The organism is Pseudomonas putida (genome assembly GCF_050990305.1).
Taxonomy (GTDB): domain Bacteria; phylum Pseudomonadota; class Gammaproteobacteria; order Pseudomonadales; family Pseudomonadaceae; genus Aquipseudomonas; species Aquipseudomonas putida_AH.
Genome location: NZ_CP158817.1, coordinates 3,955,180 through 3,976,287, shown reverse-complemented (window position 1 = coordinate 3,976,287; position 21,108 = coordinate 3,955,180). Strand labels below are relative to the sequence as shown.

General features: G+C 57.0%; 20 protein-coding genes and 1 pseudogene. 16 read left to right on the top strand and 5 right to left on the bottom strand.

Annotated features, from left to right (window positions below):
- Positions 1–192: 192 nt before the first annotated feature.
- From ABTV22_RS17890 to ABTV22_RS17880, 3 genes are all read left to right on the top strand, one after another.
- Complete coding sequence (locus ABTV22_RS17890) at positions 193–2,466, top strand: PAS domain-containing sensor histidine kinase (RefSeq protein ID WP_433735829.1); 2,274 nt, start codon at positions 193–195, stop codon at positions 2,464–2,466.
- Between the two features lie 10 nt (positions 2,467–2,476).
- Positions 2,477–3,112, top strand: a complete 636-nt coding sequence (locus ABTV22_RS17885; protein WP_433735828.1) for a response regulator transcription factor — start codon at positions 2,477–2,479, stop codon at positions 3,110–3,112.
- A 374-nt stretch (positions 3,113–3,486) separates the two neighbouring features.
- Positions 3,487–4,677, top strand: coding sequence for an MFS transporter (locus ABTV22_RS17880; RefSeq protein ID WP_433735827.1), 1,191 nt, complete (start codon positions 3,487–3,489; stop codon positions 4,675–4,677).
- A 221-nt stretch (positions 4,678–4,898) separates the two neighbouring features.
- Here the strand turns inward: ABTV22_RS17880 and ABTV22_RS17875 are convergent, their stop codons facing one another.
- Together ABTV22_RS17875 and ABTV22_RS17870 are read right to left on the bottom strand one after the other, a co-directional pair.
- On the bottom strand, positions 4,899–5,030 hold the full coding sequence (locus ABTV22_RS17875) for a hypothetical protein (RefSeq protein ID WP_433735826.1): 132 nt from the start codon (positions 5,028–5,030) through the stop codon (positions 4,899–4,901).
- A gap of 41 nt (positions 5,031–5,071) precedes the next feature.
- Positions 5,072–5,524 (bottom strand): Lrp/AsnC family transcriptional regulator, encoded by a 453-nt coding sequence (locus ABTV22_RS17870; protein WP_433735825.1) that lies wholly within the window; start codon positions 5,522–5,524, stop codon positions 5,072–5,074.
- A gap of 82 nt (positions 5,525–5,606) precedes the next feature.
- Here ABTV22_RS17870 and ABTV22_RS17865 point away from each other — a divergent pair, with 82 nt between their 5' ends.
- The 8 genes and pseudogenes from ABTV22_RS17865 to ABTV22_RS17830 form a co-directional block, all read left to right on the top strand.
- Positions 5,607–6,221 (top strand): LysE family translocator, encoded by a 615-nt coding sequence (locus ABTV22_RS17865; RefSeq protein WP_433735824.1) that lies wholly within the window; start codon positions 5,607–5,609, stop codon positions 6,219–6,221.
- A 210-nt stretch (positions 6,222–6,431) separates the two neighbouring features.
- Positions 6,432–6,968: a dihydrofolate reductase family protein gene (locus ABTV22_RS17860; protein WP_433735823.1), complete on the top strand. Its 537-nt coding sequence runs from the start codon at positions 6,432–6,434 to the stop codon at positions 6,966–6,968.
- 312 nt (positions 6,969–7,280) lie between these two features.
- Entirely contained in the window at positions 7,281–7,622 is a 342-nt protein-coding gene (locus tag ABTV22_RS17855; protein ID WP_433735822.1) for a hypothetical protein, read from the top strand.
- Between the two features lie 99 nt (positions 7,623–7,721).
- Positions 7,722–8,978, top strand: coding sequence for a TolC family protein (locus tag ABTV22_RS17850; RefSeq protein WP_433735821.1), 1,257 nt, complete (start codon positions 7,722–7,724; stop codon positions 8,976–8,978).
- Entirely contained in the window at positions 8,975–10,459 is a 1,485-nt protein-coding gene (locus ABTV22_RS17845; protein WP_433735820.1) for an efflux RND transporter periplasmic adaptor subunit, read from the top strand. Before ABTV22_RS17850 ends, ABTV22_RS17845 begins: the two co-directional genes overlap by 4 nt.
- Positions 10,456–13,614: an efflux RND transporter permease subunit gene (locus ABTV22_RS17840; RefSeq protein ID WP_433735819.1), complete on the top strand. Its 3,159-nt coding sequence runs from the start codon at positions 10,456–10,458 to the stop codon at positions 13,612–13,614. Before ABTV22_RS17845 ends, ABTV22_RS17840 begins: the two co-directional genes overlap by 4 nt.
- Entirely contained in the window at positions 13,611–13,961 is a 351-nt protein-coding gene (locus tag ABTV22_RS17835; RefSeq protein ID WP_433735818.1) for a copper-binding protein, read from the top strand. The genes ABTV22_RS17840 and ABTV22_RS17835 overlap by 4 nt, the downstream gene beginning before the upstream one ends.
- A 287-nt stretch (positions 13,962–14,248) precedes the next feature.
- Positions 14,249–14,507, top strand: a pseudogene (locus ABTV22_RS17830) (transposase domain-containing protein); the annotation flags it as partial.
- 62 nt (positions 14,508–14,569) lie between these two features.
- On the opposite strand, the gene ABTV22_RS17825 reads toward ABTV22_RS17830, so the two are convergent.
- The 3 genes from ABTV22_RS17825 to ABTV22_RS17815 form a co-directional block, all read right to left on the bottom strand.
- On the bottom strand, positions 14,570–15,055 hold the full coding sequence (locus ABTV22_RS17825) for a hypothetical protein (RefSeq protein WP_433735817.1): 486 nt from the start codon (positions 15,053–15,055) through the stop codon (positions 14,570–14,572).
- A gap of 553 nt (positions 15,056–15,608) precedes the next feature.
- The gene (locus ABTV22_RS17820; RefSeq protein WP_433735816.1) at positions 15,609–16,178 is read right to left on the bottom strand and encodes a VOC family protein; all 570 of its coding nucleotides are present in this window, start codon (positions 16,176–16,178) and stop codon (positions 15,609–15,611) included.
- 56 nt (positions 16,179–16,234) lie between these two features.
- A complete protein-coding gene (locus ABTV22_RS17815; RefSeq protein WP_433735815.1) occupies positions 16,235–16,987 on the bottom strand; it encodes an SDR family NAD(P)-dependent oxidoreductase in 753 nt (250 codons plus the stop codon).
- A 122-nt stretch (positions 16,988–17,109) separates the two neighbouring features.
- Between ABTV22_RS17815 and ABTV22_RS17810 the strand changes: the two genes are divergently transcribed.
- The 5 genes from ABTV22_RS17810 (at position 17,110) to ABTV22_RS17790 (ending at position 21,101) form a co-directional block, all read left to right on the top strand.
- Positions 17,110–18,024 (top strand): LysR family transcriptional regulator, encoded by a 915-nt coding sequence (locus tag ABTV22_RS17810; RefSeq protein ID WP_433735813.1) that lies wholly within the window; start codon positions 17,110–17,112, stop codon positions 18,022–18,024.
- Between the two features lie 140 nt (positions 18,025–18,164).
- On the top strand, positions 18,165–18,569 hold the full coding sequence (locus ABTV22_RS17805; RefSeq protein WP_433735812.1) for a nuclear transport factor 2 family protein: 405 nt from the start codon (positions 18,165–18,167) through the stop codon (positions 18,567–18,569).
- A gap of 282 nt (positions 18,570–18,851) precedes the next feature.
- A complete protein-coding gene (locus tag ABTV22_RS17800) occupies positions 18,852–19,628 on the top strand; it encodes a transporter substrate-binding domain-containing protein (protein WP_433735811.1) in 777 nt (258 codons plus the stop codon).
- A 64-nt stretch (positions 19,629–19,692) separates the two neighbouring features.
- On the top strand, positions 19,693–20,370 hold the full coding sequence (locus ABTV22_RS17795) for an amino acid ABC transporter permease (protein WP_433735810.1): 678 nt from the start codon (positions 19,693–19,695) through the stop codon (positions 20,368–20,370).
- Positions 20,367–21,101, top strand: a complete 735-nt coding sequence (locus tag ABTV22_RS17790; RefSeq protein WP_433735809.1) for an amino acid ABC transporter ATP-binding protein — start codon at positions 20,367–20,369, stop codon at positions 21,099–21,101. The genes ABTV22_RS17795 and ABTV22_RS17790 overlap by 4 nt, the downstream gene beginning before the upstream one ends.
- Positions 21,102–21,108 lie beyond the last annotated feature (7 nt).

The window sequence follows — 21,108 nt, the reverse complement described above, 5'->3', positions numbered from 1 at the left end:
GCTCTATGGTTGACCTCGACGAGGTCACCTTCAAAGTCCGGATAACGTTATATAACATTCTGCTTTAGGTATGGAAGTACAACCTATGGCGTATGGTATATATACTATATCTGTTTCAAATAGTGCCGAATCAATGCCGTCAGCCTTCCGTGGTTGGTATATGCTTGGTTTCCCTGACAAAGTGGACCCGCAATGACCCTGACACCCGTTCGATTGCACAGTTGGCTTCGCCTGCAGCGTGAGGGGGTGTCTCTGGCCGCCCGGGCCGATGCGTTGTGCCGGGCACTGCAGGACTGCCCGGAAGTGCATCGGGCGGTTTACCTGAGTTGGCAACCCAATGCGCGGATCTATAGCCATGAGGGCGCCGCCCAGCATTTTCCACCAGGACTTGGCGACCCGGCGCTGGCCAGCGACCAGTTGCTTTTTGAGCACCTGGTCGAGGCAGGGCGTCTGGACCTGGCTCAAGTCCGCCAACTCGATTGCTGGCTATCTGGGCGGTTGCGTCGCGCCGCGATCAGCCATGGTCAGGTGTTTGATCTGGCCTTGCAGCCGGGGCAGCCGGGGTTGTTGCTGGTGGAAGTGTGTGAGGGGGTGAGTCTCGATTGGCTGGGCTGGGTGCAGGATTTGCTGACGACACTGCTGAGTAGCGTCAACGGCATGCTGCGAGGCTCGCCGATGCTGGGCCACGATCCGCAACCAAGTCTGTTGCTCGATGCACAAGGCCGACCGCTGGAGTTTAACGCGGCGCTGTTGGCGCTGCTCGCCGAGAAGCCACTGACCGATGTGTTGGGCTTTTTACCGGTCAATCATCGGGTACTGGTTCGTGCCTGCCTGGATCAGCAACGCGCCATCGAAGGCGTCGAGGCTCAGTTCGAAGCGCAGATCCTGATCTGGACGTTTATTCCCGATCCTCAGGACAACCGAGTGCTCGCCCGTTGCCGCGACGCCACGGCTCAAGTGCTGGCGGAACGTGAAGCGGCCACCGCACGGCGGCTGTACCGGCTGATCATCGAAAACACCACCGACCTGATTTCCCGTCACACGCCGGATGGACGCGTTATCGATGCGTCACCGGCATCCTGGACTTTGCTCGGTTACTGGCCCGAAGAGTTGCGTGGGCAAATGGCCCAGGGCCTGTTTCATGGCCAGGATCTGGCCGGTCTCGTGCAGCGCGCGCGCGATGCGCTGGAGCAAGATGGCTATCACACCATGACTTATCGCATCCGCCACCGCGACGGCCATTACCTGTGGTTCGAAACTGCCAGCCGTGCGATCCGGGAAACCTACACCGGGGCGGTGGTCGAAGTCGTCAGCGTATCCCGGGACATCACGGCCCGAGTGCAGGCCGAGGAGAACAAGCGACGCCTGGCCGAAGTGGTCGAGGCCAACATCGATCCGGTGCTGTTCATTGCCCCCGAGGGCCAGGTCACTTACCTCAATCCAGCCGCGAGGCGCATCCTTGGGATTGATGAGCAACAACCAATGCCGGCCCTCGCCGCGTTGTTCGCAAGTGGCGACCTTGCGAGACTGCAGCGCGATGGCTGGAAAAGTGCCGAGCGCGACGGTGTCTGGAGTACCGATGCGCGGTTGCAACCGCCGGGCGGTGGCACCTCTGTGCCGGTGTCGTTGGTACTCCTGGCACACGGCTCCGCCAGCGGCGAGCGTTATTACTCGTTGGTCGCGCGTGACATGACCGAACGCGAGCTGCGGGAGGTGCAACAGCGTCGACATCAGGACGAACTGGCACACACCGCACGGCTGGTCACGCTCGGTGAGCTGGCCTCGGGGATCGCCCACGAAATCAACCAGCCCCTGGCTGCCGTGGTCAATTATGCGAATGCCAGCCAGCGCTATTTACAGACGCTGGGCTCCAATTCCCAGGCCGCCGCAAGAGTGACCCAAGGCCTGGAACGCATTACCCATCACGCCACCCATGCCTCCGAAGTGATCCGGCGGTTACGCTCGTTTTTACGCAAGGGGCAGCGCCGCATGCAGGCGCTGAATCTGACCGACGTCGCCCGTGAAGCCGTGCGTTTGTGTGCGTGGGAGGCGAGTAATTGCCAAGTGACAATCGAGGATCGTCTGCCGGATAATCTGCCCCCCGTTTATGCCGACCGCGTATTGTTGGAACAGGTGCTGCTCAATCTATTACGCAATGCCATCGACGCCAACCGTGAACAACATCCCGGGCAGCCTTCCCTGATCGTGATGACCTCGGAACATGGCAGTGGCACTTGTGTGGAAATCCATGTGCGAGACCAGGGACCGGGCGTCAGCGAGCCGGAACTGGAACAGATATTTACCCCGTTTTACACCAGCAAGGCCGAAGGGCTGGGGCTCGGTCTGTCCATGAGCCGCAGCATCATCGAAGGTTTCGGTGGCGAATTGAACGCTCGGCGCCAACCGGTCGGGCTGCTGATGTGTTGCCGCTTGCCGCTTGCCGGCCCAACAAAACAACAACAATAGGAATCAGGTAATGGCAGGTGTAACGGAGCACGTTGTGTACGTGGTCGATGATGACCAGGGCATGCTCGAATCGACGGTCTGGTTATTGGAGTCGGTCGGCCTCAAGGCCTTGCCGTTTACCAGTGGCGTTGAATTCCTCGATGCCTGCGATGCAAGTCTCGATGCCTGCGTGGTGCTGGACGTTCGCATGCCCGGCTTGGGCGGTTTGAACGTGCAGGAAGAAATGCGCGTACGCCAACTGAACCTGCCGATCATCTTCGTCAGCGGGCATGCGGACGTGCCAATCGTAGTGCGCGCGTTCAAGGCCGGGGCCCATGATTTTATCGAGAAGCCTTATAACGAACAGCTGTTGCTGGACAGCGTGCAACAGGCGCTCAGCAGCTGTGCAGCCAACCGTTCGGGCAATCAGAGCCACGAAGTCTTGCAGGCGCGCTTGCTGACCCTGACCCCGCGCGAGCGCGATATCCTGTTACCGCTGGTGCAGGGCTACACCACTCGCGAAATCGCGGAGCAACTGGGCGTAAGCGCAAAAACCGTTGATCTGTATCGCTCGCGCGTCATGAAACGCATGCAGGCCAACACGCTGCCAGATTTGGTGGGCATGGCCATCGCGGCGGACATGGTCGATCCGCTCAAGCTACGTTGATCGCTCACGCTCGCGATAACGGTGCCAAACCGGCCAAACAAGGGGCCGAGGCCCCGGAACGGTTGGCTATAACGTACATGACTAGGGTAATACGCGCTCAGCTTTCGACGTATTCAGTGCGTTTTCACACAGCCTGGACCCATAGCTGCCTGTCGGCACAGGCAGAAGCCGGCCAGAAGAAGCTATTCAGTACGTCTACAAAAGTAGGGTCGATTCAGCTAGAGACACGACAACCAAGGCAAAATTTGCCTAAGTTCAAAATGAAGGTGATCGTGAGGTCATGAGGTGCGTTGTCCAGAAGGCGCACAACCGGCAAGCACGACTAAACAGCTTTCTCAGTCTCTCCTTGATGCCGATGAGTACAGGATGAAAGTATGAGTAGCGAATGTTCAAACACTAACGCTAAGCCTTTTCGCATTCCGCGCACGATTTGGGCTCTTGGCTTTGTCAGCCTCTTTATGGATCTATCGTCCGAGCTGGTACACAGTTTACTGCCTGTGTTTTTGGTCACGACATTGGGTGCCAGTGCATTGGCTGTCGGAGTGATCGAGGGAATTGCCGAGTCGACCTCCATGCTCGTCAAGATATCTTCTGGTGCAATCAGCGACTTTATTGGTCGGCGCAAAGGATTGCTATTGTTTGGATATGGTTTGGCCGCTCTGACCAAACCACTTTTTCCTCTGGCTTACTCGGTTGAGATGGTCTTTACAGCACGCTTTCTGGATCGAATTGGCAAAGGCATTCGTGGGGCGCCACGAGACGCTCTGATCGCAGATGTGTCGCCACCAGAAATCCGTGGCGCCTGCTTTGGACTACGGCAGTCGATGGATACCGTAGGGGCTGTTCTTGGCCCTGCTCTGGCCATCGTACTCATGTTATGGCTCGCCGATATACAGCTTGTCCTGTGGTTTGCAGTTATACCGGCAGCCGTGGCGGTAGCGCTCATTGTCACAGGCGTAAAAGAGCCCACACACCTCCCCAGCGAACACACATTTCGATCTCCAATTCATTGGAAAGTCCTGCACGACTTCTCCTCCGGATATTGGTGGGTTGTCATAGTTGGAGGGGTGTTTACGCTTGCCCGTTTCAGCGAGGCATTTCTGGTATTACGGGCGCAACAGATAGGCCTGTCGATCACCTGGACTCCAGTGGTGATGGTGGTTATGGCACTTTTCTATTCGCTGTCCGCTTATCCAGTCGGCTGGCTATCTGATCGCATCAGTCGCACCAAACTGCTCTGTGCTGGCATGGGACTGCTCGTCCTGGCGGATTTGCTGCTTGCTCAGACCAGTTCTGTCATGGCGATGATGTTGGGCATTGCCTTGTGGGGGCTTCATATGGGATTCAGCCAAGGCATTCTTGCCTCGCTGGTAGCAGATAACGCGCCCACGGAACTCAAGGGTACGGCCTTCGGCATTTTCAACCTTGCCAGTGGTGTATGCATGCTGATTGCCAGCGTTCTTGCAGGCTGGCTTTGGCAAAACACTGGGTCAGGCAGCACTTTCCTCACCGGTGCGCTGCTTGCCACAACAGCTCTGTTCTTACTGTTATTCAAGAAGCAGTAAGCGTGTACAACAAGCAAAACAAATGGTTTTAACAGCTTACCCTTTAGGCATCACCGGTTGTTCCGGTTATATGCGCATTCGACCTTGGCGGTGAAAGACCGCTTCTGGCCGATTCTGTTGAAAAAGTCGGTATACCCAAGTCGCTCGAATATTGATGTGCAAAAACACCTCTTTTGTACGCTGCTGCTTGAAATCTGAGTCCTGAACCTTCTGCCCAAAACTCAGATTTCAATCTCAGGCGCGCACTTTTTTCCTCGGAATTCGAAACCGACTTTTTCAACAGAATCGGCCAGAAGCGGACAGTCGGGAGATGTTGCTACCGCATCGAGAAGAAGGTCACGCAGACGACGCATTGCCGAGGCAATCTCCTCCCCAAAGCGGGCCGATGGGGCTCTCAGAAGGGGAGTGGTCTGCCTTGCACGATGCTTTTCATGACCAGCGTCGATGTCAATCGCAAGACGCTGGGCAACGTAGACAGGCTTTCGTCGTATAGCTTTTGAAATGCCCCGACATCGCTTGTCATGACGTGAAGCAGAAAGTCGGGATCGCCAAACAGGCGTTGTGCCTGGATGACTTCGGGGATCTGCGGAACAGCCTTCTCGAACGATTGGACGCTATCTCGGTCGGTGCTGCGCAGCGTCACGAATACGATGGCCGAGAAATTGAGGCCGACTGATGCCGGGTTGATGGTCGCTCGGTAGTCCGAAATCACGCCTGCTTCTTCCAATGCTCGAACCCGTCGATGACACGGCGACAGGCTCAAACCAATACGATCACCCAGCTCGGTGAGAGAAAGTCGTCCGTCCTTTTGAAGCTCAGCAAGGATCTTTCTGTCAATCTTGTCCATCGATAAGAATATTCCAGTAGGTTGCGGTTGCGAGCAATAGTTAGAAAGAAAATCTCTCGAGCCGAGCAGTATTCTTTTCCGCATGAATACATACACGCTTCTGCTCTTCACCGCCACCGTTCTGCCCTTGGTTTGTACGCCTGGGCCGGACATTCTCTTTGTCTCCTCGCAAGCCCTTTCAGGCGGCACGCGAGCCGCCTTACGGGCCACAACAGGAGTGCTGCTGGGCTACTGCGCCCACTCCCTGATGGTTGCGTTAGGGTTGGCAGCGGTTGTCGCCGCCTCGCCAATCCTGTTTGAGGGAATCAAGTGGGTCGGCATCGCCTACCTGATTTACTTGGCTTTCAAGTTGATCAAGTCGGCTCTGCAACCCGGTGACTTTGCTATCCCGACCGGGCAGGTCAGGAATCAGCTGTACAAGGGCTTCCTGACCTCCCTGCTCAATCCAAAAGGGATGATGGTCTACATTGCCATTCTTCCTCAGTTCATGGATCAACACGGCGCCCATCCCGCTATGCAGCCAGTGATCCTGTCAGCGATCTTCATGTTCTGGTGTGTGGTGGTTTATTCCGCCATATCCATAGCGTTGGGTCGCATAGGAAAGGAAAAATTTACCGACAAGCGCCGCCGGCAGGTGGATGGGACTGCAGGGGGAATGATCTTGCTCGCGGCAGTGTTTATGTCAGGGGCTCACTGAAACCAGGCACGCGAAAAGTGTACTGGGTACGTTTTTCACCCCACAGTGAACACAATGCTGTGTTTTTGGCTCTCATAAGCAGTCAGTTCATATCTGCAACGCTTGCGGCTATTCATCCGCAGCCTGGAAACCCTGCCAAGAAAGTTAGCTATAGGTTAGTTGCGCTGTCCTCGTTACGGTCAGCCATACGTAATCTAAAAGGAGACCCTGATGACCACAGCACATGTTTTCATCGCCACCAGTCTGGATGGCTTCATCGCTCGATCCGATGGCGATATTGACTGGCTATTGCAGCGCGATGATCAGAGCGAGGATCACGGCTACCTGGACTTCATCAGCGACAAGGATGCGATCGTGATAGGGCGGGGTAGCTATGAGAAAGTGCTGACCTTCGACACTTGGTTCTATGACCGGCCAGTAGTGGTGTTGTCTCAACAGTTGGCTGATTCGCCGGTGCCTGAAGCGCTAGAGGGTAAGGTGCGTTTTTCCAACCTCACCCCCTCACACCTGATGGTGGAACTGGCGAAGCAAGGTGTGCGTCGGGTCTATGTCGATGGCGGGCAGTTGGTGCAATCATTCCTGCGTGAGGGGTTAGTCGCCGATATGGTGATCACCACTGTTCCCGTGCTGATCGGGTCGGGAAGACCATTGTTCGGGGCCCTTGCGCAGGACATTGAATTAAAGCTGGTGACCAGCCGGTGCTTTGCTTCGGGTCTGGTGCAGTCAACCTACCAGTTGGTTCCTTGACCTGCTCGAGAGAGGCCCGACTCAAGGCGAGGGCGAGAGGGTCTATCTTCCAGTGCGCTGGCGGGTAATTGAACGCTTTTGGTTGTTTTCCGCCTGCCACGACTGGCTTAAACCGACCCAATATAGACGCTCAGTCGGCTATTGCTGAAATTCACAACGCAGTCCAAAGCAGAGGTAGGCTTCGATTTAACGCCTGTAATGCTGGCTTAATTTAGCTACGTTGTTATCGCCTGGGTCAGGTCCCCAGGCAGGCCATTTATTCCATTCGTCCCCCAATTGTATGAGCAACTTTCAGCGACTACACTCCAGCCCATGAAACGCTATCTGCGGTTTTGCCTCATCTTCATGATCAGCCTGGCGCTTCCCCTCAGTGGGATGGCGGGCGTTCAGGCACCGACAGAACCGTGCCCAATGAAGATGATGGGCATGGTGATGATGGATGACATGGGGATGGACTGCTGCAACGACATGAAAAGCCCTGTCGAGCATGGCAAACCTTGCAAGCCGGGCCAGGAGTGCAAGTCGGGCGGCATGTTGCAAGTCTCGATCTTCAAGCCGCCTGTCACGGTGTTCAGCCCCGTAGTGCTTTCCCTCATCAGCGATTCCCTGCCTGTTCAGACCCCGTCCGGGGTATGGCGACCACCCCGCGTTTGATTCCTGTCCCACATTGAGCCTCATTCCGCGTTAGCGGGATGGACTAGCTGTGCGCATGTCTTTTGACGCGTGCGGTGGATGATTACAGGAATCGTAAACATGAACTCCAAGTGCTATTGCACAGGCTGGCCCCTTGTGGCCGGTCTGGCGGCAAGCGTATTGGCATTGCCGAGCTTCGCTGCTGCTTTGACACTCGATGAAGCGTTGCGGCTGGCCGAAAACAATGCACCGTCGCTGACCGCACAAGACGCTAAAATTCAGGCTACCAGCAGTGCAGCTATTCCAGCCGGTGAACTACCAGACCCCAAGTTACTGCTGGGTGTGCAGAACTACCCCGTGGGTGGTCCGGATCGCTGGAGCATCGACCAGGACTTCATGACCATGCAAATGGTCGGAGTCAGGCAAGAGATGCCGAACGGCGATAAGCGCAAAGCGCGCATTGAGGTCGCCGAGGCAGCGGTTGATCGTGCCGCAGCGGAGCGTCGAGTCGAACGTCTGAAGGTGCGCCAGTCCACCGCGCTGGCCTGGATCAGCAGCTACTCGATTGAACGCAAAGATGCGCTGTTCCAGGATTTCTACAAAGAAAACCGCCTGCTGACGGATACGGTCCGAGCCCAGATTGCCGGTGGTCGTGCTCAACCCGCCGATGCGGTGACGCCCAAGCAGGAAGCGGTTCAACTGGCGGAGCAGCAAGACGATCTGGTTCTCCAGAGAGCACAGGCCCGAGCAACCCTCAAGCGCTGGATTGGTCCCGCCGCCAATGACAAGCCTGTAGGCAGCCTGCCTGAATGGCCTGTCGATACCTCAAGCTACGCCCATAAATTGCAACACCATCCCGAGTTGGCAGCGTTTGCGCCGATGGCCCGCGAAGCTCAAGCCAAAGTTAATGAAGCCGTATCGGAGAAGCAGTCCGACTGGAGTTGGGAAGTGGATTACCAGCACCGTGGCCGCGAGTTTGGCGACATGGTCAGCGTACAGTTTTCCTGGGATCTCCCGCTGTTTCCCGACTCTCGCCAGAATCCCAAAATTGCAGCCAAACAGGCTGAACTCAGTCAGCTTGAGGCTGAGCGGGAGGCCCTGTCACGCGAGCACACTCAACAACTGGAGAACGAACTGGCTGACTATGAGCGCCTCAATCGTGCCGTGCGGCGAAACCAGGAAAGTCTGTTACCACTGGCCAAGGAGAAGGTCGACCTCAGCATGGCCAGCTACCGTGCCGGCAAAGGCGATTTGAACGCCGTTGTTGCGGCTCGACGTGAACTAATCGAGGCCCGTCTCAAACAGATCGACGTGGAAGAGCAGCGAGCACTGACCAGCGCGCGGCTGTATTTTGCCTATGGGGAGTCCAGCCAATGATCCATAAAAAATGGAATGGGGCATTGCTGGTAGGAATCTCGATGGCATTGGGTGTTACCGGTGGTTTCTGGTTGGCGCATCAGCGCATGAGTGGGCTCCCAAATACTACACAGGAGCAGAGCCTCAATTCACCGGGCGAACGCAAGGCGCTGTACTGGTACGACCCCATGTACCCACAGCAAAAATTCGATAAGCCGGGTAAATCCCCCTTTATGGATATGCAACTGGTTCCCCAATATGCCAGCGGCGCAGGGGACCGTGCGAGCGTCAGCATCGACCCGAGTCTGACCCAGAATTTCGGCCTGCGTTTTGCGACGGTCACCCGTGGAATCTTTGGTTCCAGCCTCGACGTATCAGGTGTCTTGGGGTTCAACGAGCGTGATGTCGCGGTGATTCAGGCCCGTACCTCGGGCTTTGTGGAGCGGGTCTATGCCCATGCTCCCGGCGATGTGCTCAAAGCCAATGCGGCATTAGCGGATATTCTGGTGCCGGAATGGGCCGCTGCCCAGACAGAGTTTCTCGCGCTGAGGCGCAATGGAGATGCTGAATTGTTGGCTGCGGCCCGACAACGGCTGCGGCTCACCGGGATGCCAGCAACACTGATTACGCAGGTAGAGCGCAGTGGCAAAGTCCAGCCGTATCTGACTCTGACCAGTTCTATCGGAGGTGTGCTGCAAGAGTTGAACGTACGTGCGGGTATGACCGTGGCTACTGGCGATACTCTGGCACGCGTCAATAGCTTGAGCAGTGTCTGGCTAGCCGTCGCCGTACCAGAGTCGGATTCCGGATCTATCACCGTGGGGCAGAGTGTCGAAGCGCGTCTGCCAGCCTTCCCAGGGACAATGCTCAATGGCAAGGTCGGCGCGATTTTGCCCGAGGCCAATCCGGACACCCGCACCCTTCGCGTGCGCGTGGAACTACCCAATCCGGACGGACGTCTCAGACCGGGTATGACCGCGCAGGTAAGCCTGAACCGCTCGACCGAGCAGAGTGTGTTGTGGGTGCCGAGCGAGGCGGTCATTCGAACGGGCCGACGCGCCCTGGTGATGCTCGCCGAAGACGCCGGTCGCTATCGTCCCGTGGAGGTGCAACTCGGGCAGGAAAGCGATGGCAAGACGGCGATTTTGAAAGGTCTGGAGGAAGGCCAGAAGGTGGTGACGTCTGGCCAGTTCCTGCTCGACTCGGAGGCCAGTCTTAAGGGCATCGTTGCAAATTCAGAGGAACAGACACAGCCCAACGCAGCAGTCTCCAGCTTTCATGAAGCGGATGGACAGATCGTTGAGATCAACGACAAAGAAGTCACGCTCGCCCATGGTCCTTTCAAGACGCTAGGCATGCCTGGCATGACGATGACGTTCCCACTTGCTAACCCAGCGCTGAAACAGGGTCTGAAAGCGGGCGACAAGGTCCGGGTCGCGGTGAGCCAGACCGATGATGGCTTGCGTGTTGAGCGCCTGGATAAATTGGGGAGCCAGCCATGATTGCTGCCCTGATTCGTTGGTCAGTAGCCAACCGATTCCTGGTGTTACTGGCGACGCTGTTCGTCACGGCTTGGGGCATATGGTCGGTGCAGAGCACGCCCATCGATGCGCTACCAGATCTCTCAGATGTTCAGGTGATCATCCGCACCCCTTATCCGGGACAAGCGCCGCAGATTGTCGAGAACCAGGTGACCTATCCATTGGCCACCACCATGCTCTCGGTGCCAGGCGCCAAGACGGTGCGTGGATATTCCTTCTTCGGCGACAGCTTTGTTTACGTGCTGTTCGAAGACGGCACTGACTTGTACTGGGCGCGCTCGCGGGTGTTGGAGTACCTAAGCCAAGTACAAAGTCGGTTGCCTGCCAGCGCCAAGCCGGCGTTGGGACCGGATGCGACGGGGGTGGGCTGGATTTATCAGTACGCACTGGTGGATCGCACTGGCGGACACGATCTGGCGCAGTTGCGCGCACTTCAGGACTGGTTCCTCAAGTTCGAACTCAAGACCCTACCCAACGTGGCGGAAGTGGCCACCGTGGGTGGCATGGTCAAACAGTACCAAGTGCAACTTGATCCGCTCAAACTGGCCAACCTCGGTATCACCCAGACTGAGGTGAGCGAAGCTATCGGCAAAGCCAATCAGGAAACGGGTGGTGCCGTGCTGGAGATGGCAGAGACCGAGTTCATCGTCCGGGCGTCCGGCTACCTGAAGACGCTCAATGATTTTCGGGCGATCCCGCTCAAGCTGGGGTCGGGTGGTGTTCCGGTAACCCTTGGCGATGTCGCCACGATCCAGTTGGGACCGGAAATGCGGCGGGGCATCACCGAACTCGATGGCGAAGGCGAGACCGTCGGCGGTGTGGTGATTTTGCGCAGCGGCAAGAACGCTCGCGAGACCATTGCAGCGGTCAAGACTAAGCTCGATGAACTGAAAAACAGTTTGCCGGCTGGCGTGGAAATCGTCACCACCTACGACCGCAGCAAGTTGATTGACCGTGCTGTGGAAAACCTCAGCCACAAGCTCGTCGAAGAGTTCATCGTTGTTGCATTGGTCTGCGGGATCTTTCTCTGGCACTTGCGCTCATCACTGGTGGCGATCATTTCACTGCCGGTAGGTGTGCTGATGGCCTTCATCGTCATGCGTTATCAAGGCATCAACGCCAACATCATGTCCCTGGGCGGAATTGCCATCGCCATCGGCGCCATGGTGGATGCTGCCGTGGTCATGATCGAAAACGCGCACAAGAAAATCGAGAACTGGCACGCGGCCAATCCCGGGGAAGAACTAAAGGGGGAGCGTCATTGGCACGTGATGACCGAAGCGGCGGCGGAGGTAGGCCCCGCATTGTTCTTCTGTTTGTTGATTATCACCCTATCGTTCATTCCAGTGTTCACTCTGGAAGCTCAGGAGGGACGGCTGTTTGGACCATTGGCGTTCACCAAGACCTACGCCATGGCCGCAGCGGCGGGATTGTCAGTGACCCTGGTGCCCGTGCTGATGGGCTACTGGATTCGGGGGCGAATACCCAATGAGCAACGGAACCCGTTGAACCGGTGGTTGATCCGGATTTATCAGCCTGCCCTGGACGCAGTCTTGCGTCGCCCCAAACTCACGTTGCTTCTAGCGTTGCTGGTCTTCGTCAGTGCGTTGTGGCCCATGTCTCGTTTGGGTGGTGAGTTTCTTCCGCCGCTGGACGAGGGTGATTTGCTCTACATGCCTTCCGCATTGCCAGGCTTGTCGGCGCAGAAAGCAGCGCAATTGCTGCAACAGACCGACCGCTTGATCAAGACAGTTCCGGAGGTCGAGCACGTCTTCGGTAAAGCGGGGCGTGCTGAAACAGCCACCGACCCGGCGCCTCTGGAAATGTTCGAAACCACCATCCAGTTCAAACCACATGAGCAATGGCGTGCAGGAATGACCCAGGAAAAATTGGTGGAAGAGCTGGATCGAGTGGTACGAGTCCCTGGGCTAACCAATATCTGGATACCGCCGATTCGCAACCGTATCGACATGCTGGCGACGGGTATCAAAAGTCCCATCGGAGTGAAAGTTGCCGGCACCAACCTAACGCAGATTGATGCCGCGACTCAGGCCATCGAGCGCGTGGCCAAGAAAGTCCCGGGTGTCAGTTCTGCGCTGGCTGAGCGGCTGACCGGTGGCCGTTATCTGGACGTGGACATCGACCGCAAGACCGCCGCTCGCTACGGACTGAATATCGCCGATGTGCAGTCCATCGTGGCCGGTGCTATCGGTGGTGAAAACATCGGGGAGACCATTGAAGGGCTCGCACGCTTCCCGATCAACGTGCGCTACCCACGGGAGTGGCGTGACTCGGTCGGCGCCCTGGAGCAGTTGCCGATCTATACCCCGCTAGGGAACCAGATCACCCTCGGCACAGTGGCGAAGGTCAAGGTCACGGATGGCCCGCCGATGCTCAAGAGTGAGAACGCACGACCTTCGGGCTGGGTGTACATCGATGTGCGGGGGAGGGACATTGCCTCGGTGGTCGCCGAACTGCGCCGAGTCGTCAGTGAACAGGTCAAGTTGCAGCCAGGCATGAGCCTGAGCTATTCAGGACAGTTTGAGTTTCTCGAAAGGGCCAACGCACGACTCAAGCTGGTGGTGCCTGCCACGCTGCTGATCATCTTCGTTCTGCTCTATCTGACGTTCGCTCGCTTCGATGAGGCTTTGCTGATCATGGCCACGCTGCCATTCGCTCTTACGGGCGGAGCATGGTTCCTCTATTTGTTGGGATTCAACCTGTCGGTCGCCACCGGAGTCGGCTTTATTGCTCTGGCCGGTGTGTCCGCCGAGTTTGGCGTAATCATGCTGCTCTACCTGAAAAATGCCTGGGCCGAACGGGAAGATCTCGGCGACAGCACTGAGCGCGGGCTGGTGGCGGCGATTCGTGAAGGCGCCGTGCAGCGCGTTCGACCCAAGGCCATGACCGTGGCTGTCATCATTGCCGGTTTGCTGCCGATCCTGTTGGGCAGTGGAACCGGTAGCGAGGTGATGAGCCGCATTGCTGCGCCCATGGTCGGTGGCATGGTCACGGCCCCCTTGCTTTCCCTGTTTGTCATTCCGGCGGCCTATCGTTTGATACGTCGCCGGCACCTACAAGCTGAACCCGTCAACCTTCAAGGAAAATCCGTATGAAACTGACCCTGATTGCAGCTGCCAGTACCGCATTTACGCTTTCACTCTCTGCCCACGCGGAGGACATGCCGGGCATGAAAATGGACGGTATGGAGGGCATGAAAATGGAGCAGGAAACAAAACAATCCACGGTTGCCGAAGCTGAGGGAACGATTAAGGCCATGGATACTGTCAAGCATACGGTGACCCTTTCCCACGGGGCTGTTCCTGCTGTGCAATGGCCGCCGATGACCATGGCGTTTTCCGTAACAGAGGACCAACTCAAAGGCCTGACCGTCGGCGACCACGTTTCGTTTTCGTTTCGGGTAGAGGGTGGCAGAGCCACCATTGTGTCCATCAGAAAATAAGAGCATGGATGTGACCGGTGTGCTTTCTGACGCCGGTCACTATGGTTAATCCATTGGCTGTGAATAGAAGTAGTTCCGGAGAATGCTCGAATGACCGATTTTGACCGAAATGAAAAAGCCCGCGTGGGCGGGCTCGGGGACTCACAGTAGACGTTCCGCGAAGGCACCTACCTGAGCTCTGCATTAAGGGCGATGGTGTCCATGCGCGCCAGCACCGATAACACGTTGGCGCGTGTGGTGGTCGTGTTTGATGCGGCGAAACCACACTGTGTTTACCTGTTCAACCGGATGACGGCACCGTGCCCACCGATATCATTTGGGCCGAGAACCAGATACGTCCTAGGGCGCTCGAACTGGCTGTTTGCCGGGTCACCGCGTAGTGGCAAGCGAGCGGCAGCGACAATGAACTTGATCCTGTCGGCTTGGATGAATGGGCATGCCTCGTATGCCTAATTGAAGGATGTGTTGACGCGGCTGCCGACGCAGCAGCCGAGTGAGAACGACACACTGCTGCCCCATCGGCAGGGCCTGCCTAACTCACGCTAGGTGAGTTGGGCAGACGATTAATATTGGGAGTAAGGCGCTTTCCGTGGAACAAGCGTGAGGACTTAGCGAGGTGGCGTGCCCATGTGTTGTTGATGCTGCATCATCTGATCCATCATCATCTGTTGCATGCCCATGTACCTGTCCATCATGTATTGATGTTGCTTCATCTGTTCAGGCGTCATCTGGGAGTAGTGGCTGCCCATTTGGCCCCAGCCCATCATATGACCGTCCATCTTGCCGCCTCCACAGCAACCCATCATTCCGTCGCCCCACATCCCGTTCATCATTTGCATTCCATGCTGCATCATGGCTTGGTGCTGTTGCATCAATTTCTGGCGCTGAGCAGGATCGGTTGTCTTCTGGATTAGGATCATCTGCTCCTGCATGTTCTTCAGGTTTTCCTGAGCCTTCGTCATCGCCTGGTCGAATTGCTCGATGCTCATCGGCTGTTGAGTCGGCTTGGCGGCGCTAGCGTCCTGCTGCGCAAAAGCTAGGGCGGGGAAAAGCACGGCCGCCAAAGCGAGGGCGGTGAGTTTGGATGCTTTCATGATTCAGATCCTTGCATGCGATGGTGGGCAGGGAATGGATTGCCACTAATCAATATATGCCTCGATTAAGAGCGTAAATTGATGTGAGTCAAAGGCTGCCCCTGATGCCTCTATGCACGCAATGAAGAGTGCCGTGCATGCCCGTATTTGGCCAGTTTCTACCGGCCCCACCGACATTTGGGGGCGCAAGTCGCGTGGCCCGTGGCAAGGATAGAAAGATTCAAGTCGGGAGGGTGACTTGGCTGGGCGGTTACAAGCTCCTATCCGCTCAATGCGTTCATGCGATGGATTGGACTACCCCCGGTACGATAGACATCACCGGCCTACTGTACCTTCCGCCAACGGCAGCTTCTTGCCGGTAGTTGCCTATCGGCAAGCTGTCCTAGACAGTCCACCATCTGGTTTTCTTCCGCGCAGTGGGGTGTTGTTCTTTGAACGTGGCTTCGTGGAAATGGGTCAGTACGGATGCGAACCGGCGGCTGCCAGTCATCGATGATGACCTCCGATAGCCTTGCGCCGCGTCCAGAGTGGGGCGCTTGCGGCTTGCTGAGGACTAGACGTGACTCGACCCCGGCAGCGCAACCAACTCGATCTGCGAGCCCCATGGCGTCTGAAAATAGAACCATCGGATGCCGTCAGGGTTGGTGATGGGCTCACTGAGAATCGTCACATTCCTGCTTTTCAGCAGGGCAAGACTACGGTCGATATCATCGGTTCTCAGGGCCACGTGGCTTGCACCTGCGTCGTCTCCATGAGGCTGCATGCGGTTCATCTCGGTACCGCGATATTGGAACAACTCAAGCTTTGCACCACCGGCCGTTTGCAACATGACGAAACGTTGCAGATTGCTCGATTTATGCCAGTGAAACTGCTTTTTCCACTGATCTGGAATGCTGCCCGGACTAATGTCCGAGATGACCTGTGCGCCCAGCAACTCAAAGAAAAAGCGCGTCGCCGCATCGATGTCCGGAACGTTCATGCCGACATGGTCGATCGTTGAAATTTGAAGCGAGGGTGCGTCGTTATTCATGCCAGGTGTGCTTTGCGCAGGGCTGGTTGCAGCCTGTGCTGATATGGCCGATGCGACGCTGAACGCGAGCAGGGTCAGCTTAATGATGTTCATTCGATATCCTCCTTGGCAGCTAGGTGGGCGGCTCGAGTTGCCGCCCACATGAGTAATCAGACCTGTTGCTGACCACCGTCGACGAACAGTTCGATGCCGTTGATGAAGCTGGCGTCATCCGATGCCAGGAACAGTGCAGCACTGGCGATTTCCTCGGCTTCACCGACGCGGCCCATGGGGATGAGCGAGGCCAGGTAGTCCAGCAACCCTTGTTGCTGGGCGGCATCAGGGCCGGCCAGATCGACCAGACCTGGGGTGCGGGTTGCGCCGGGGCTGATGGTGTTGATCCGCACCTGACGATCCTTCAGATCGAGAATCCAGTTACGAGCAAACGAACGCACGGCGGCCTTGGACGCGGCATAGACACTGAAAGCGGCGGTGCCTGCGCTGCCGGCCGTGGAGCCTGTGAGGATCACTGAAGCCTTTTTAGCCAACAGCGGCAGGGCTTTTTGTACGGTGAACAGCACGCCTTTGACGTTGCGGTCGAAGGTGTCGTCGTAGTGCTGTTCGCTGATTTCGCCCAGCGGGACCATTGAGCCGCCACCGGCATTGGCGAAGAGCACGTCGATGCGGCCGTGGGCAGCGCTGATCTGGCTGTACAGTGCGTCCAGCTGGTCAAGCTTTGTGGAGTCGACCCTAACGCCGGTGGCGTTGCCGACGGTTGCTACGGCCGCGTCGAGTTCAGCCTGGCGTCGGCCAGTGATGTAGACATGAGCACCTTCTTCGGCGAAGCGTTTGGCGGTGGCCAGGCCGATGCCAGTGGTACCGCCGGTGACCAGTGCGATTTTGCCTTCGAGTTTGTTAGCCATGATGTTTCTCCCAGGTTTGATTTCAGCGTTGCGAGTGATTGAGTTGCGGTGTGGGAGAAGCTTATCGACGGCAGGGTGTTTTCAAAATAGAATTGTCTGCAATCAATCGTTGCAGAAATGAAATGAGCAAACTTCCAGATTTCGAAGGGTTGGCGATGTTTGCCAAGGTTGCAGAAGAAGGTTCATTCGCGGCAGCTTCGCGGGTCATGGGGGTCTCTGTGCCCACCGTATCTCGTGCAGTCGCTCGACTCGAAGAGCGCTTGGGTGGCCGATTGTTCAACCGCACCTCCAGGCAGTTGGCGCTGACTGAATTTGGCGCGAGCATGGCCGCCAAGGCGGGTGAGATCTATCGGCAAGCCGAAGAGGTGGAGAGCGAAGCCCAGGAGTTATCCGTATCACCGCGGGGCCAGGTGCGCCTGGCGGTACCGATGTCTTTCGGCCTGCGTTGGGTCGCGCCGTTGATGCCGCAATTGATGCGTCAGTATCCCGAGTTGTCGATAGACCTTCACCTGTCCGATGCCTCGGTCGACCTTATTGCTGAAGGCTTCGACGCGGCATTGCGGATCGCGGTATTGCCTGACTCGTCGCTGGTTGCTCGCCGGATATGCGCGGTCACCCAATACCTTGTTGCGTCTCCGGGCTACCTGGAGGAGCACGGACATCCCATCCATCCTCGTGAGTTGGCAGCCCGCAGTTGCCTCAGCTATGCGTATCGGTCACGCAGCCAGGTTTGGCGCTTTACCCATGACGACGGCACTGAAGAAGACGTCGTTCCCAATGGCCCTATGCGGGTGACCAACGCTGACGCCCTGTTACCGGCCTTGCTGGATGGGTTGGCCATTGCCGAACTTCCCGAATTCATTGCCAGCGAATACCTGGCGGATGGTCGGTTGGTCGTCTTGTTGCCAGAGTGGCACATGATGCGTGGCGGGCTTTATTTCGTGACACCGTCGGCACGCACGCGGCCCGTGAAGATCAAGGCGCTGTCTGATTTCTTCGCCAAGCACCTGTCAGAACCGCAATGGCGGTGGCCATGACGAGGTGATGCTTGGCGTTACAAAAGTGAAAGGATGTATTCCTATAATTGCTATTTTAGCAAGCTGCCGAATCTCATAACGTTGACTGGCAGGCTCGGAAGACCGAGCCAACCCATCAACCTTTTCGGGAGCAACAACTCATGAAAAACGCCGTAGAACTCCTCCAGATGTACTTGGAATCCATCCAATCCCCGGGCACCGCCGCTTCGCTCTTCGCCGAAGATGGAGCGCTGGAGCTTCCTTACCTCGAGTCCCTGGGCATCACCAGCAGTGTCCAAGGTAATGAAGCCATCGAATCCTTCATCGGCTCCCTGCTGGCCAAGGTTCCAGACTTCAAGTTTCGCAATGTGCGGTTCCTGATTGATACGCCCGACCAGGCGTTCGCGGAATACAGCGTCGAAGCGTTGGTGCCTGCTACCGGACGTATTTATCGGCAGATGTATGCCGGGCGCCTGGTGGCCAAGGACGGCAAGATCCAGTTGCTTCGCGAGTCATTGGACACTGTTGCTGCGGCTAAAGCATTTGCGCCTGTTGATCCTGCTTAAGCGCAGCACAGATCGCCACCCTAAAGTGTCGCGGCACTGGACGTCCGCTTCTGGCCGATTCTGCCTGTCGCGAAGCCTGCTGCGGGCAGTCACTTAGGTCGTTTCGACCGAAATTAACCCTTTGGACGTGAGCTTTTCAGGAGAAAAGGGCAATGTCGTCGGAGTAAATAATTCACCGACGTTTGGTGTTGAAATAAATAATCCACTGATTTACTCTCGATCCCACGTTGTACGAGAACAACCGCTGTTAGCACCTAAAAAAACAAACAATCGGGAGCAAACATGAAAGCGAAAGTGATGTTGGGATTGTTCATGACCGCCGCAGTTTCACTGCCAGCCTGGTCGGCTGACTGGACTGTAGGTGCTAACGTTGGCAACGTGCCCTGGGAGTTTCAGGACGCCAAAGGGGAGTTCGTCGGCTTCGAGGTCGATGTTGTAAAAGAAGTGGCCAAGCGCGCAGGCAAAAGCGTCGAGTTCATCAACATCCCTTTCAACGGCCTGTTCAGTGCCGTGCAATCCAAGCGTGTCGAGATCGCTATTTCGTCGATCACCATTACCCCTAAACGACTGGAGTCGGTCGCTTTCGCACAGCCTTACTTCGACAGCGATCAGTCACTGACCGCGCTGACCACGTCCAAGGTCAAGAGCCTGGGCGATATGACCGACAAGGTTGTTGGCGTCGACACGGGCTCGACCGGCGACATGTGGGTCGGCCAACACAAGGACGAGTACAAGTTCGCCGACGTCTCGCGTTATGAAGGGCTATCGCCGGCCATGCTCGACCTGGCTTCCGGGCGCATCGATGGCTACCTCAGCGACATTCCCGCGGTGCTCTACTACATCAAGGACAAACCGCAATACACCATCGTGGCGCGTATTCCCACCGGTGAGCGCTATTCGTTGATGCACGCCAAAGGCTGGGCGATGAGCGATCAGGTCAACGACATCATCAGCAAGATGAAAGAAGACGGCACACTCGGAAAGATCCACAAAGAATGGTTCGGTACCGACGCGGATAAAGACTCGAGCACCCTGCAAGTGACCGCTGTCCTCAAGTAAGCCTTGCTGCTGTTGCATGTAAGTGGCGACACCCGTTCGCCACTTGTATTGACCGAGGTATCCCATGGATCTTTTGCAGACATTTTTTAACTGGAATGTGCTCGTCGAGTCACTTCCGCTGATGATGCGTGGTCTGGGCGTCACCATTTTGCTTGGGGTGGTGAGTATTGCCCTGGGCCTGGTGGGTGGGCTGCTGCTGGCGCTGTTGAGGCTGTACTCCTACGCACCCGTTCGAGCATTCGCACGTATCTACATCGATATCATGCGCTCCATTCCATTGCTGGTTTTGCTGGTACTGATCTATTACGCGCTGCCTTTTGTGGGTATCCGACTGTCATCGTTCGCGGCCGCCGCCAGTGCGCTCTCGCTGGTCTCCTGTGCCTACAGCGCGGAGATTTTCCGCTCGGGCATCGAGGCCATTCCCCGTGGCCAGTTCGAGGCCTCGGCTTCCCAGGGCATGAGCTTTTTCAACACCCTGCGCGACGTCGTTTTACCCCAGGCCGTTCGCATCGTCATGCCGCCCATGACGAGCAATTGCATCAACGTCATGAAAGACACGGCGCTCGCCTCGGTGGTCGCGATGCCTGACTTGCTCAAACAGGCCACCCAGGCGCAGGCACTGGCTGCCAATCCGACACCATTGGTAGGCGCGGCCCTGCTGTACCTGTTGCTGCTGTTGCCGTTGGTGCAAATGGTCAGTTGGATTGAACGCCGTAACGCCTCGGGAGGAAAAACCGCATGAGCACCTTGATCGACATCGAAAAGCTCGACAAGTACTACGGCAGCTTTAAAGCGTTGAGCGATATCAATCTGCAGGTTGAAGAAGGGGAGGTGGTGGTCATTCTTGGCCCGTCCGGCTCCGGGAAATCGACTTTGATTCGCTGCATCAATCTGCTTGAAGACTACCAGCAAGGCCATATCCGCGTGGCGGGTGAGCGCGTTGAGCATGGCCCGCGCCTGGCCGCCATACGCAGCGAAGTCGGCATGGTGTTTCAGAGTTTCAACCTCTATCCGCACCTCACTGTGCTCGACAACGTGTCGCTGGCGCCGATCCGGGTGCGGGGCTTGAGTCGTCGTGACGCGCATGCCCGGGCCAGGGAGTTATTGGTGAAGGTCGGCATGGGCGATCACGCGCATAAATACCCCAGCCAATTGTCTGGCGGCCAACAACAGCGTGTTGCCATTGCCCGCACCATGGCCATGGAGCCTCGGGCGATTCTGTTCGATGAACCGACTTCCGCGCTGGACCCGGAAATGGTGGGCGAGGTACTCGATGTCATGCAAAACCTCGCTCGCTCCGGCGTCACGATGGTCGTGGTCACTCATGAAATGGGCTTTGCCCGGCGGGTCGCCGACCGGGTGATCTTCATGGAAAGCGGACGCATCGTTGAGCAGAACATCCCTGAACCGTTTTTTACCGCGCCTAAGGAAATACGCACTCAAGCGTTCCTGCAGGCCATCCTGCATCATTGAATCCGGC

Bases quoted from the DNA above. Each gene is read 5' to 3' on its own strand.
- ABTV22_RS17890 (WP_433735829.1), top strand. From the start codon at position 193: ATGACCCTGACACCCGTTCGATTGCACAGTTGGCTTCGCCTGCAGCGT.
- ABTV22_RS17885 (WP_433735828.1), top strand. From the start codon at position 2,477: ATGGCAGGTGTAACGGAGCACGTTGTGTACGTGGTCGATGATGACCAG.
- ABTV22_RS17880 (WP_433735827.1), top strand. From the start codon at position 3,487: ATGAGTAGCGAATGTTCAAACACTAACGCTAAGCCTTTTCGCATTCCG.
- ABTV22_RS17875 (WP_433735826.1), bottom strand. From the start codon at position 5,030: ATGCGTCGTCTGCGTGACCTTCTTCTCGATGCGGTAGCAACATCTCCC.
- ABTV22_RS17870 (WP_433735825.1), bottom strand. From the start codon at position 5,524: ATGGACAAGATTGACAGAAAGATCCTTGCTGAGCTTCAAAAGGACGGA.
- ABTV22_RS17865 (WP_433735824.1), top strand. From the start codon at position 5,607: ATGAATACATACACGCTTCTGCTCTTCACCGCCACCGTTCTGCCCTTG.
- ABTV22_RS17860 (WP_433735823.1), top strand. From the start codon at position 6,432: ATGACCACAGCACATGTTTTCATCGCCACCAGTCTGGATGGCTTCATC.
- ABTV22_RS17855 (WP_433735822.1), top strand. From the start codon at position 7,281: ATGAAACGCTATCTGCGGTTTTGCCTCATCTTCATGATCAGCCTGGCG.
- ABTV22_RS17850 (WP_433735821.1), top strand. From the start codon at position 7,722: ATGAACTCCAAGTGCTATTGCACAGGCTGGCCCCTTGTGGCCGGTCTG.
- ABTV22_RS17845 (WP_433735820.1), top strand. From the start codon at position 8,975: ATGATCCATAAAAAATGGAATGGGGCATTGCTGGTAGGAATCTCGATG.
- ABTV22_RS17840 (WP_433735819.1), top strand. From the start codon at position 10,456: ATGATTGCTGCCCTGATTCGTTGGTCAGTAGCCAACCGATTCCTGGTG.
- ABTV22_RS17835 (WP_433735818.1), top strand. From the start codon at position 13,611: ATGAAACTGACCCTGATTGCAGCTGCCAGTACCGCATTTACGCTTTCA.
- ABTV22_RS17825 (WP_433735817.1), bottom strand. From the start codon at position 15,055: ATGAAAGCATCCAAACTCACCGCCCTCGCTTTGGCGGCCGTGCTTTTC.
- ABTV22_RS17820 (WP_433735816.1), bottom strand. From the start codon at position 16,178: ATGAACATCATTAAGCTGACCCTGCTCGCGTTCAGCGTCGCATCGGCC.
- ABTV22_RS17815 (WP_433735815.1), bottom strand. From the start codon at position 16,987: ATGGCTAACAAACTCGAAGGCAAAATCGCACTGGTCACCGGCGGTACC.
- ABTV22_RS17810 (WP_433735813.1), top strand. From the start codon at position 17,110: ATGAGCAAACTTCCAGATTTCGAAGGGTTGGCGATGTTTGCCAAGGTT.
- ABTV22_RS17805 (WP_433735812.1), top strand. From the start codon at position 18,165: ATGAAAAACGCCGTAGAACTCCTCCAGATGTACTTGGAATCCATCCAA.
- ABTV22_RS17800 (WP_433735811.1), top strand. From the start codon at position 18,852: ATGAAAGCGAAAGTGATGTTGGGATTGTTCATGACCGCCGCAGTTTCA.
- ABTV22_RS17795 (WP_433735810.1), top strand. From the start codon at position 19,693: ATGGATCTTTTGCAGACATTTTTTAACTGGAATGTGCTCGTCGAGTCA.
- ABTV22_RS17790 (WP_433735809.1), top strand. From the start codon at position 20,367: ATGAGCACCTTGATCGACATCGAAAAGCTCGACAAGTACTACGGCAGC.